8 protein-coding genes are annotated in these 12,268 nt (G+C 55.9%); all 8 read right to left on the bottom strand.

Annotated features, from left to right (window positions below):
* Positions 1 to 27: 27 nt before the first annotated feature.
* Positions 28 to 1,347 carry a family 43 glycosylhydrolase gene (locus CJP46_RS31670; RefSeq protein WP_094599623.1) on the bottom strand — a complete coding sequence of 440 codons (1,320 nt, stop codon included), beginning with the start codon at positions 1,345 to 1,347 and terminating at the stop codon, positions 28 to 30.
* Between the two features lie 107 nt (positions 1,348 to 1,454).
* Positions 1,455 to 3,275 carry a cache domain-containing sensor histidine kinase gene (locus tag CJP46_RS31675; RefSeq protein WP_094599624.1) on the bottom strand — a complete coding sequence of 607 codons (1,821 nt, stop codon included), beginning with the start codon at positions 3,273 to 3,275 and terminating at the stop codon, positions 1,455 to 1,457.
* Positions 3,268 to 4,905 carry a response regulator transcription factor gene (locus tag CJP46_RS31680; protein ID WP_094599625.1) on the bottom strand — a complete coding sequence of 546 codons (1,638 nt, stop codon included), beginning with the start codon at positions 4,903 to 4,905 and terminating at the stop codon, positions 3,268 to 3,270. The genes CJP46_RS31675 and CJP46_RS31680 overlap by 8 nt, the downstream gene beginning before the upstream one ends.
* Before the next feature lie 18 nt (positions 4,906 to 4,923).
* Positions 4,924 to 6,477, bottom strand: coding sequence for an extracellular solute-binding protein (locus tag CJP46_RS31685; RefSeq protein ID WP_094599626.1), 1,554 nt, complete (start codon positions 6,475 to 6,477; stop codon positions 4,924 to 4,926).
* Between the two features lie 273 nt (positions 6,478 to 6,750).
* A complete protein-coding gene (locus CJP46_RS31690; protein WP_094599627.1) occupies positions 6,751 to 8,112 on the bottom strand; it encodes an ABC transporter substrate-binding protein in 1,362 nt (453 codons plus the stop codon).
* A 120-nt stretch (positions 8,113 to 8,232) separates the two neighbouring features.
* Positions 8,233 to 9,213, bottom strand: a complete 981-nt coding sequence (locus CJP46_RS31695) for a carbohydrate ABC transporter permease (RefSeq protein ID WP_094599628.1) — start codon at positions 9,211 to 9,213, stop codon at positions 8,233 to 8,235.
* Positions 9,210 to 10,106 carry a carbohydrate ABC transporter permease gene (locus CJP46_RS31700; protein ID WP_094599629.1) on the bottom strand — a complete coding sequence of 299 codons (897 nt, stop codon included), beginning with the start codon at positions 10,104 to 10,106 and terminating at the stop codon, positions 9,210 to 9,212. Before CJP46_RS31700 ends, CJP46_RS31695 begins: the two co-directional genes overlap by 4 nt.
* Positions 10,103 to 12,250 (bottom strand): DUF5696 domain-containing protein, encoded by a 2,148-nt coding sequence (locus CJP46_RS31705; protein ID WP_094599630.1) that lies wholly within the window; start codon positions 12,248 to 12,250, stop codon positions 10,103 to 10,105. The genes CJP46_RS31700 and CJP46_RS31705 overlap by 4 nt, the downstream gene beginning before the upstream one ends.
* Between the last annotated feature and the right edge of the window lie 18 nt (positions 12,251 to 12,268).

Consider the following 12,268-nt stretch of genomic DNA (forward strand, 5'->3'; position numbering starts at 1 on the left):
GCTTGGTTTAAAGCTAAGCCCAGACTCTTATTCTTGGAATCGGCTGACCGACAGTCCGCTTACAGCGATGCGGCCGTGCCCGCCCGTCAACCGGATTGTATTCTGCATTCCGGGCTGCAGCCGGACCGTGAAAGACGCGGTGCCCTTCGCTTCCTCGCCGCTTCCTGTTCCTGGCGCGTTGATCAGCGTGTAATCATGGCCGTTGACCGTTAAGTTAAGCTTGGCCAGTGCCTCATCCGTGCCGTAATGGATGAACAGCGCGGCCCTTCCACCGCTGCCGCCGTCGACGCCGTCGAATTCGCAATAAGCCCCCTCGGCGTCCAGTCCGCGGATGACCGCCTCTGCCCCGGAACCGCCCGTAACTTCAGCACCGCCCCCTGTAGTGCTCACAGAGGCTGCATAGGAGTCCGAAATTTCGGCTTCCGGCGTTTCCCCGACAGACTTGACGCTGCCCTTGGTCTGAACCACCGTTTGAATGGTCCCGTCTTCGTTAAAATGCAGGCTATCGATGCATACGCTGCGCAGGTTCCCGTGTCCCGAAATGTCCTGGTTGTGATAGAACAAGTACCACTGGCCTTTGTACTCCGCAATCGAGCCGTGCGTCGTCGAGCAGCCGGTCGGTTCCAGGAAAATGCCCTGATATGTCCACGGACCGAGCGGATGCCGGCTTGTCGCGTATCTCATCCGGTTGTTGTCCTCCAGATTGTCGGCGTAGGTGAGGTAGTACAGCCCGTTTCGCTTGAATACCCAAGCGGCTTCATGAAAATCCTCCAGACCCATCATGTCCTGCATCGATCCTTTGATGGAGACCATATCATCGTTTAGTTCCCCGCCCTGGCATTTGCTGCCGCCGCCGTAATACATATACGCCCTGCCGTCGTCATCGACGAAGACGCAGGGGTCGATCATGGCAAAGCCGCCGAGCCCTTCGATATAGCCTTGGTCGACAAAACCGCTGGCCGGCTTATCGCTGGTCGCCACGCCGATTTTCCAGGTATCGTTCCAGTCCGATCCGCTCGGATGCGGATAATAGAAATAATACTTGCCGTTCTTGTAAGCGCAGTCAGGAGCCCACATGAATCCGCCTTCCGGACGGCCCCAGGCCACGTCCCGCGAATGAAGAATCTCCCCTTCGTCGACCCAATTCACCAGGTCATCCGAGGAAAATACGTGGTATGCGTCCATCAGATCGCATCCCCGCGGCGGATCGATATCATGGGAGGCGTATATGTATATTCTTCCGTCCTCCCACACATGGGCGGAAGGGTCCGCCGTGTAGATGCTGGTGATGACCGGATTTTGACCTGCCGGTTTAATAAAGGCTTTCGGAATTCCCTGAGTGGTCATAGCAAGTTCTCCCCTCGTTTGTATGATATATCATACTATTCTATTTGATATATACCTAACCACATTGTACACGTCGCTATCCCCTGCCGCAATACCGGATTTAACACTCAGCTAACCTCCTGGCCCGCACTGTATTCGGGCGCCGTCCTCATCTCTTCCCCGCCGGGCGGGAGAATCGGATGACGGATCGTGATTTTGGTTCCCTTGTCTTCACGGGTTTCGATCCGCAGCTGGTAATCGGGGCCAAAATAAATTTTCAGCCGCTCGTTCACATTGCGCAGTCCGACGCCGGATCTGCCCGCCGTTTTTCGATTACCGGCCGTATCGTTCAACTCCTTCAGCACTTCTTCCGGAATTCCCTTGCCGTTGTCGGTAATATCGATGACCAAATCCCGCTCTTCCACGCGGCCGGAGAGGATGACCTTGCCCTTCTCGAAATTGCCGCGGATGCTGTGCTGGATGGCGTTCTCGACCAAGGGCTGCAGCAGCAGGCGCATGAACGTCATGTCCAGCATCTCTTCATCAAAAAAGTACAGCACGCGCAGCGGCATGCCGATGCGGGCCTGCTCGATCTGTACGTAGGCTTTCACCTGCTCGATTTCGCGCCCGACGGTCGTAATGTCTTTGCCTTGGTTCAAGCTGAGCCGCAGCAAATTCCCGAGCGCTGATACCATTTCCCCGATATCGTTGCGCCCGTGGTTTTCCGCTTTCCAGCGGATCGATTCCAGCGTGTTGTAGAGAAAATGCGGGTTGATCTGGTGGCTGAGAACCTGAAATTCCAGCTCCCTCTTCGTTCGCTCGGCGCGCGTGGACTGCAGGATGAGATCTTCGATTTTCCGGACGATGCTGCCGAAGCCGCGGTACAGCCAGCCAATCTCGTCCTTGCGGTTCTGATGCGGAATGAGCATGCTGAAATCCCCTTCCTCCAGCTTGCGCATCAGCCGGACCAACTGGAAGACGGGCTGGGTAAAATTCCGCGTAAGGTAGATAACCACTCCAACGGCACAGAGCACATAAGCGATCAGAAAAAAGATCAGCAGCCTCTGCATCGCCATAATCGGCTCCGTCAAAGCGTACATCGGCGTTAAACTGACGATCGTCCAGGGCAGGGTGTCCATACGGACAAAGGCAATCAAATTTTTCTCGTCGTGAATGGACAGCGTCTCTACGCCCTCCTTGCGGACATTTCGCATCGCCAGTAATTTAGGGGACGGCAGCTGCTCTCCGGTCCACTCGCTTCCCGCCGAATCGTACACAATCTGTCCTGTTTCATCGACGATCAGGAATTTCTGCCCCTGCAGCCGTTTGGTCGGGGAGAAAAACCGGCTGAAATGATTATCCGCCAGATCGGCCACCACCAGCCCACGCGGCGTTCGGTTGTGCAGGCTGGTGAACGTTTTGATATAGGAGAGCAGCGGACCGTGGTTCGGCCCTCCATCCACCGATAGATGCCAGATCGGGAGCGTACTGTTCGCCGCGTTCTGAAACCAGTCTTCACTGCGGGTCGATGTCGTGACTTCGAGCGCCCTCAAGTAAGTGGGATACGCATCGGAATTCAGCGGATAGACGCGCAGCTGCAGAGCGTCCATCTGCTTTTTCTTCTGGTACACGATGTTCAGGAGGTCCACCGAAGCCGACACTTCGTCCTGACTGCTGGCCGGCGGCTGCTCGAGTAAATTTTGCAGCTGCTTATCTCCGATCAGCTCGTTCATCTGGTCGTTCAATTTGGCCAAGTATGCCTCCAGATTGATCTTGGACTGCTCCAGATAGCTCATAGAGAAGGTGGCATTGGCCTGCTGGATTCCTTCCACCGACTTGGTATGCGCGTAGCCCGAGAATAAAATGAACGGAACGATCGTAATCGCAAGAAAGATCAGAATCATCCGGTTCCGCAGCGAGGAGGCCAGCCGGAGAAAGGACCTAATCATCCAGGATCCCCTGCAGGCGGCGGAATTCTTTAGGCGTGACGCCAACCAGTTTTTTGAACAGCTTCGTAAAATGGACCGGATCCTTGTACCCGACTTGATGGGAAACCTGATAAATTTTATATTTCGTGTCGCCCAGCATCTCTTTGGCCCTGGCAACCCGGACGTTCGTCAGCTCCTCGATGAAGGTGCGGCCCTTTTCTTTTTTGTACAGCTTGCTGAGCCAGATCGGCGTCACGTGAACAGCCGCGGCCACCGACTGCAGCGACAGGTTCTCGGCGTAGCGGGTTCGGATCATTTTTTCGGCCTCCTGGACGATCTGGCTGGAGGAGGTCGCCATTTTACGGAAGTCTCCAGCCAGGGACAGCAGCCGGCTCTCCACCTGATCCTGAAGCGACTGCAGCGTATCGTATTGCTCCAACTGTTCCCACAGACCGATCGGGTCCTGCTCCCAGGAACGGTCGGGCCACCCGGCCGACGCGGCCGTACGATAGATCCCCATCAGCCATTTGAACAGCTGCTGCTGGATATCTTTTAGATTGGGCAGCTCCCACGATTTGACCATATCTTCAAAATCGGCCATGGATTCCGAAATGTCGGCGTCCGTTCCGTACTTCACCAGGTCAAGCACCGCCCCCGGCTCCCGGATCGTCAGCCTGCCAACCTCTGCGGCGCCGTCCTCCACGCTGCCGGTGAAGACACGGTTGCCCCCGCATACGACCTTCTGCTCCAGGGACTCGGTACAACCCACGTAGAGCTGATGCAGCTTATTCACCTCTTTGGGCGCGGGGCTGATCCCGATGCTGGCATTGACCTTCACGAATTGGTTGATGCGAAGCAGACAGGTTTCGGCGATGGAATGGCATGAATCAAGAATCTCGGAATCGGGGCAGCCGATGACGGCCACCCACCGTTCGTGCGTATCCTTAAACAGGGCCGAGGGCACGTTCAATTGCTCGGCAAGCGTATGGCTGACGACGTTGCCGATGCCGAAAAGGACAAGCTCCTTCTCATCCGGCATTCCCGGCCTGGCGGGCAGCGCTCTAAGGTCGTCCCCTTCGATGACCATCAGCAGCAGCGGCATCCGGCTCATCCAGTCCAGTCTCAACGACTGCAGGCGGTGGGAGATGCGGGTCTCGCGGTACGGATCGTATTCGTTCTCCGCCATTTCGCGCAGCAGCTCCTCCTGCAGCTTCGGTTCCGCAAACTGCACTTGGTACGTGAGACGGTCATGCGTTTGCTGCTGCAGCCGTTCCCGTTCGATCATATCCACCGCTTTGCGCACGATGCGCTCCAGCTCCTCCAGTTTGATCGGCTTCAGGATATAGTCCATCGCTCCAAGCTGGATCGCCTGTTTGACCAGGCTGAAATCGTCGTAACCGCTGATGAGTACCGCTTTCCACAGGTAATCCGGTAAAGTATGCAGCTCCGCCAGAAACTCAAGTCCCGACATCCGGTTCATCTTGATGTCCGTCACGATCAGATCCGGCTGATGTCTCCGTGCCATCTGCAGAGCCTCATCCCCGTCCGAAGCCGCCATGACGGCGTCAATGCCGTATTCATTCCAGGGGACTCGTTTGCGAAGCCCCTCGCGAATTTCAAATTCATCGTCCACGATTAATACGCTAACCATGAAGGCATCCTCCCCTAATCATGAATGTTGATGTTGTGACGCCAGAAATTGGTCGACCTGGCGCTGCACTTCCTGGATAATGATATCCAGCCCGTTGCCTTTTTGCATCATACGGTAGTCCGACAGCGCCTTGGCTACGTCCGGCACCATGCCGTACTCGATCGATTTACCGTAGTCCTCGTAGATCTGGTCGCGCTCTTCGAGCATTGGACTGATCGACTGATCGTTCAGCAGCAATCCTTCCACGGGAGAATCCACGTTGACGGGCAGCCTTGCAAAGCGGGACTCCTCCTTCCAGAAGTCCCCCGGGTACGTTTCGGTGGGGCGCAAAAATTGCGGTTTCCATAGCGCCCACTGCCCTCCCCAGTCCATGTAGTTGCTGGTGGAAAAGTTCAGGTTATCCGGATATATGACCTTCCCTCCGTCCAGCTCATAGGTTTTCCCTTGAATCCCATACACGACCAGATCGAACAACCTTTCGTCCGTCTCCAGCATATCGAGAAACCGCAGCACCAGCTCCGGGTGCTCGGAATTCCGGTTGATGGCCACAACGTTTGCGATCGGACTGCGGTTGACCGTTTTTTTGTCGGGATACAAAAGCGACATCTGCTGCCGGTAGCTTGCGTCGACAAAACCCGGATCGGCCGCATAGGCCCACTCGTGTGAAGTGAGCGTGAACAGCATTTTTCCGTTGCGCCATTGATCCGCGGCATCCTCCATATCGATTTTCGAATCGGGATTCAATATCCCGCCCTCGTACCAAGCCTTGCTCATGAAGGCGGCATCCGCGTAAAAAGGCTGGTCTTCAATGGCCTGTACCTTGTAATGAGGGTCATTCAGATAGAAGCCCAGGCCATGCAGGCCCAAATCCACCCATTCATCCCGGACCACGTACAGGGGGAGCGCCGGGATTCGGCTCAGCTTCTGGTTGGGATAGGCTTTCTTCAGGTCTTGGAGAAGCGAATCGACATCCTCGGCGGTTCGTACCGATTCAGGTTCACGGTAAATTCCTGCTTTCTCCGCCAGGTCCACCCGCCATCCGGCATAGGGCCGCTGGCTCATCTTGATCGTCCAGGGCAGGCCGACAATATCCCCGCCGATCGTGGCGGAGAGCAGGCTTTGCTGCTGCCGGTAGCGTTCGTACAAATGGGGCGCATACATCGGAAGCAGATCGTTTAATCTCAAATAGGAGCCCCGGGACGCCATTTGTTTGAATGAGCCTTCCGAATCGAAATTCAGGTCCCACCGGTCCCCCGCCGCCGCCATGACCAGCAGCTTCCCTGAATATTCCGGCCAGGGTATGAAATTGACGGAAAATTTGACGTTTAAACCTTTGGTTTTGACGTAATCGCTCACTGCCGCCCAAACTTCTTCCGTCGCGGCCTTTTTCTCGCCGCCGAAATAAAACTTCAGCGTCGCTTCCGGCTCGCCGGACGTGGCGGTCGAATCGCCGAAAAGGGAGGGACCGTCCATGCGGACATCGCCGCCGGCCGCGCAGCCCGCCATTCCGAATACCAGCGTGATGCACAGCAGACAGGCGGCGACGAATCCTGGAAATCGGTAAAAGGACATGGCTTATCTTCCTTTCCGTATTTACTTCGAAAACGTTTTCATAAAAGAGTCCAAATATATTGTACTGCTCTCTCCTCGATCTACAAAGATTAATATAAACGATGTGCTGCAAACGGACAATGGGACGATATTAAACCATACCGTCATATATTGGCCGATTTTTCCGCCCATGGCAAATAGCCCCACCATGTGGAGCGATCGCTCTCTCTGATAACTCCATAAAGGAAGCTGCCGGACTTTTGATGTCGTCCGGCAGCTTCCGATTCCCGCCTCTTATTGCTTTAAGGTGGCTCTCACTTCCTGCGTTTTCTTGTTCCATGTCTCTGTTTCCGGAATGATGTCGTTGATATCCCGGTCGCCGAAGATAATATCGTTCACAAGGTTGTTAAAGTTGTAGTCGTTCCAGCCCGGCACGGTTAAGCCGGATTGGATCATGGCGTTTTTCTGGGCGATCTTGACGGCCTCGATGTTCTTGCCCTGCCAGATCGGAGCCTGATCGTAGTAGCTCGTCAGCTCGGGATCGATGACGGAAGCGTTGGCTCCTTGGTCGATTTTCCACTTCTGGGCTTCCTGCGTGAATTGGAAGCTGAGCCACAGGAAGGCCTCCTCCTTATGCTTCGATCCGGACAGAAGCGCCAGCGGTCCGTAAATCGAATACCCCGGCTGGCTGACCTTGCCTTTCGGAAACGGAAGAACGTCCCAATCGAAAGTCGCCTTTTCCTTCAGGGTCGGCAGAACCCAGTCGCCGCCGATGGCGAAGGCCGTTTTCCCGTTGATGAAATCCTTCGTCACGTTGCCACCTTCTTCCGAGGCCGCGTTGCTCTGCATCGATCCGTCCTTCGTGACCAGCTCCTGGAACCATTTCACGTCGTTCATGACGTCCGGCGTGCTGAGCAGGCTTTGGGTCAGGTCTTCGTTCATGTATTGATGATTCGCCGCATGGCCGTCGGCAATTGCTTTGGACGACAGCAGGCGCATTTGGATTTCGGGCTGCGTCGTAATGCCGTACTCGCCGGCGCTCGGGTCGGTCACCTGCTTGGCGACATTGCGGAAGTCGTCGTAACTCCAGTCGTTTGCCGGCATGTCCACGCCGTGTTTGGACAGCAGGTCCTTGTTCACCAGCACCCACATCGGGACATCAACCATCGGCACGGCAAGCTTCTTGTTGTTGAACATCATCGTTTCGAAGAAGCCGTCGGGGAATTTGGCGTTTTTGAAAATATCGCTCTTCTCGATGTAAGGCGTCAAATCCTCGATGAGATTGTTCTGCTCGAAGGAGATCAGATCGCTGTCGATCTCGGTCACGTCGGCAGGCGTGCCCGCCGCTTCCAGCGATGCGATGATTTCCATGATCGGCTGCGAATTGGTCACCGGTACCTGCTCAATGGTGATCCAGGGATATTTCTGATGAAACAAATCGTATAACTCGTCATAGGTTCCGTTCTTCCAGGAAATGAATTTGAGCGTAACCGGATCATGCTTTTCCTCTGCAGCCGGCTGGTTCGGCGCAGGTTCAGGTTCATTGCCTGTTCCGGACGGTGAAGCGCTGTCATTATTGCTGCTGCACCCGGCAAGGGTGAAGGTCATGAGCATGACCATCGATAAAATGGATGACGCGATACGTTTTCTTTTCAATCCTTGTTCCTCCCCAATTTGATTTCATCGGATGCTGGCGATACCCCTTTGTTCCCAAGCTAAACCTGCTAGGTCGGCATTCCCCCTTTCAATGCTTCCGGCAGACCGGCATGCCAAGTCTTATTCCACGATCCCCGTCCGTTCGATGCCCGTAATGAACCAGCGCTGCAGAAACATGAAGATCACGAGCGGCGGAAGGATAATCAAGAAGGCAGCGCCCATTTTGGTGCCTTCGGTCACCGGATTGTTGACAAGGTCCTTGCTGCCGAGCAGCGACGGGTTCAGCACGTCCTCCAGATGGTCCAGCCGGATGGAGAGCGGCGTGAAGCCCTTGGCCAGGAACATCGACGGCTCATAGTACATGTTCCAGTACCAGATGAACGAGAACAGAAAGACGACCAGACAAGCCGATTGGGCGAGCGGCAGCATGATCCGGAAATACAGCCGGGCAGCGGAAGCGCCGTCCAGTTTGGCGGCTTCCTCCAGGCTGGGCGGCTGCGCCCGAAAGAACTGGCGGAAAATAAGGATGAACAGCGCTCCTTTGAGCCCCTGCCCGAAAATCGCCGGCACGAGGAAGACGAACAGCGTGTTGAGCAGGCCCAGCTTGCTGAAGATCACATAAAGCGGAATAATGATAACCTGCGGCGGGATCAGAAACGTCAGCAGCACCAGCGCCGTGATCAGCCCTTTAAAGGGAACGGCCAGCCGGGCGAGCGCATAGCCGGTCATCGAGCAAATCAGCACCTGGACAATCGAGCAGCTCAGGGCGATGAGCGCGGTGTTCCGGAGGGCTTCCGGATACTGCAGTCCTTTGTAGGCTTTGGTCAGGTTCTCCCAGGTGATGACCCGGGGAATCCATTTGACGCTCGGATCCAGCAAATCGCTGACCGTCTTCAGCATCGTGCTGATCATGTAGAGCAGCGGCTGCAAGTACAAATAGGCCACGATGGACAGCAGCATATAAATGACCATTTTCGCCAGGAGGCCATCCGACAGATTCCTGCCGAGCATAACCATCTTGTACTTCTGCGCCTTACGGCTCCACAAAAAGCTCATGGCGTAATTCCTGGCCTTGTGCACCCAAGGTTGCGGCGTGTTCATGGTTTTCCTCCCTTGAGCCGCATGCTGCGGCTGAATAGTCCCATCACCAGGGCGAGCAGGACGAAAATAAAGCCGAAATAAATCCAAGCGAGCGCACTGGCGTAACCATATCCGGTGTCGACTTTGAACATGTTGTCCTTAATGTGCTTCAGGACCGGATTCAGCGGAAAAGTAAACAGGTCGATGATGGTATAAAGCACGTTCAGGCTAATAAACGGGACGCTCGCCGGCAGCGTAATCTTCCAGAAGCTGTCCCACGGGGAAGCGCCGTCGATCCGTACCGCTTCGTAAATCGACGGGGAAATGGTCTGGAAGCCGGCAATGAAGATCAGGATCTGCACGCCCGAGTACCAGAGGATGAGGACGACGCGCCCCAGCACTTCCATGACCGTTTTAGCCAATTCACCCCCCACATACTGCCGGACGACAGGCTCCAGATTGTACTGGTCCAGAAACGGAATATCGCCGGCGCCCTGCGTAAACAGCTCGGACAGCACCTGCCCCGTCGCAAAGATCACCGGGAGAAAGAACAGCGCCCGGTATATGAACCGGCCGGGGAACCGCTGGTTCAGCAGCAGGGAAATCAGCAGGGCGAAGATGACGATAATCGGCACCATCAGGATCATTTCCTGAAAGTAGGTGATCAGCTCGATCGGAAACACATTGTCCTGGAGAAAGGCATCGCGGTAATTTTGCAGACCAAGCCACGTATATTTGAATCCTCCTGGCACCACCGCGACCTTGTGCAGGGACATGAACATGGACCAGCCGATCGGAATCGCCACAAACACGCAGAACCCGATGATCCAGGGGAGCATGAACAGCAGCCCGACGCCATATCGCTTCAGATGGTATTGGGCCGCTTTTCGTTTATAATCCGGAACGCTGCTCATTTCCCTGCTCCTTTCTCCACGGTAAAGTCCTTGGCTTCGTAATCCACGACAACCCTCGTGCCATCCTCATAAGTGGTTGCATATTTCTGGCCGGACAGCTTTTCATGGCCGATGATCCGCATGGAATAAAGCTGGCTCAGCGAATCGAACTTCGCGTATTCCTCCTCGATCCGTCGTTCCCATTTATCGAAACGGCTGCTGTACAAAAAGTTCGAGGGAGTATCCTTCAGCTTGCGGGAGTCGTCATGAGTCACAAAGAACGAAGGAAGTGCCCCGTATTCGATCGCCCGCAAAAATTCGGCATCCTCATCGTCGCGAAGGTTACCGTCCCCGAACGTGTAAGGCACGAAACCATGCAGCACAATCGGGTAAAAGGGAACCGTCTCGTCGATCATGAAATCGTAGCTCGATTCGGACGGCAGCCCGTCAATGTAATCCGTTTGGCCGAGCGCATAAGCGTCCCCCTGGTTGACGGAGGCGCTTCCCAGTGCCTCCCGGGTATATTTCAGCAGCCCGTCGTAGACGGTTTTCGCATATTCCCGGGTTTGGATGCCGGAAGGCTCGTAATCGTTCAGCAGCATCTCGCCGATTCCGCTGAAATGGATGCCGTCCACGCCAAGCTTCTTCAGCCTGTTTACCGTATCCGCCGCCGTTACCGCCGTGTAGGCGGGCTTGGCGATATACCAGCCTTCGTCAACATAGGCGGTCCCGTCGATCCCCCGGATGGCGTCCGTCTTGCCGGAGAAGGAGGAATGGCCGTCGACCCAGAGGAAGTCCTCGCTGAAGCTGACAGGGACGCCCCGCTCCTTCATCCCGGAGACGAACGTCTTCGCGGCCGATTCGCCGCCAAGGGCCGGGTCGATCGGAAACCGCTTCTCCATGTTATAGTCGCCTTCATTCTGCCAACCGTAGAATATGGTGCGTAACGAAGCGACTCCCTTGCTCTGCAAGGTGCTGACGATATCACCCGCCTGCTCGAAGGTGGTGGCGGCCACATACCGGATTCGGCCAAAGGCCTTTTCATAATTGCCGCCCATGATCTTCAGGTAGAGCGGCACATGATCCACCGGCTTCAGCGCCTCGGTAAGACGGCCGGTCTCCTGCAGATAGCTCCGGTAGGCTCCCGCCATGCCGACATAGTCCGCATCCGCGCCGTTCAGAAACCGGTATTCCACCTCCCGGTCCCGGTTCAGCCGTTCCTTCTGAACGGCCTTGCTCGGCGCGGCCAGCCGGCTCATCCGGTAGAGATATTCTTCGCGGTAGATTTGACTGGAAAATACTTGGTAGAAAGAAGACTTGAGTCCGGGCGCCATGGCGGACACGTTGGCGGAATCTTCCCCTTTGGTCATGACGGCCAGAAAGGCATGGTCTCCCTTCTTCAACCCAAACACGGGGTAAGCGATGTCCTCCCTCCGCTCTCCCGTGCGCGTCCAATTCTCCTCATTGGTTACCTCATTGCCGTAAACCTGATGAGAGTAGCCTCGGGTAAGGCTTGCATGCTCCTGATCGAAGCGGATGAGACCACCAGGTCCGTCGGGAACGAACACATAACCATCCCCTTTGGCGGCTCCGAAATAAGGCAGAACGTCGAGCGAGAACAGCGCAAACGGTCCTTCCTCCCATATGCCGGCCGCAGGTACCTTGACCCTGAGGCCGCTATCCGTCAGCTCATACTGCATGACAAACCCCAGCTGTTTGGCAGAAAACGAGTATTCGATTTGCAGCCCCTGCGGCTGGCGGATCATGACCCTTTGCATGCCGGCCGTCTGGTTGCTCAGCGTCTCCCTGACCGTCTGATCGGTTCCCTGTGTCCGGACATGGGTCAGCAGAAAAGGGGATTGCAGGTTGGCCAGCAGCTGTCCTTTGACCGTTTCGCCGGCCAGCTCCTCCTTGGTGGGATTGCTGGTCCAGCGGTAGCCGGATGCCTTATCCAGCACGGCAATCTGGGTGTTATCCGGACGGACGTACAGCGCATAACGTTCGTTCTCCAGCGCCAGCGCATAACCGTCAACCCCTGCGGCTGGTTTCCATGGGTCGCCCTCATACAGGGCGTCCGGCGTTGGAAGGGCCGCGTCGATGCCCGTATGGGAGAAGCGTTCGGCCGTCGTTTGTTCCCAAGGCTTGAACACCAGCAGCAGAAGCACGATCAGAAGGGCCAGTAC

The sequence above is a fragment of the Paenibacillus sp. XY044 genome (genome assembly GCF_002257645.1).
Lineage (GTDB): Bacteria > Bacillota > Bacilli > Paenibacillales > Paenibacillaceae > Paenibacillus_AQ.

Excerpts from the sequence above, each read along its gene's own strand:
- CJP46_RS31670 (WP_094599623.1), bottom strand. The coding sequence starts at position 1,347 with ATGACCACTCAGGGAATTCCGAAAGCCTTTATTAAACCGGCAGGTCAA.
- CJP46_RS31675 (WP_094599624.1), bottom strand. The coding sequence starts at position 3,275 with ATGATTAGGTCCTTTCTCCGGCTGGCCTCCTCGCTGCGGAACCGGATG.
- CJP46_RS31680 (WP_094599625.1), bottom strand. The coding sequence starts at position 4,905 with ATGGTTAGCGTATTAATCGTGGACGATGAATTTGAAATTCGCGAGGGG.
- CJP46_RS31685 (WP_094599626.1), bottom strand. The coding sequence starts at position 6,477 with ATGTCCTTTTACCGATTTCCAGGATTCGTCGCCGCCTGTCTGCTGTGC.
- CJP46_RS31695 (WP_094599628.1), bottom strand. The coding sequence starts at position 9,213 with ATGAACACGCCGCAACCTTGGGTGCACAAGGCCAGGAATTACGCCATG.
- CJP46_RS31700 (WP_094599629.1), bottom strand. The coding sequence starts at position 10,106 with ATGAGCAGCGTTCCGGATTATAAACGAAAAGCGGCCCAATACCATCTG.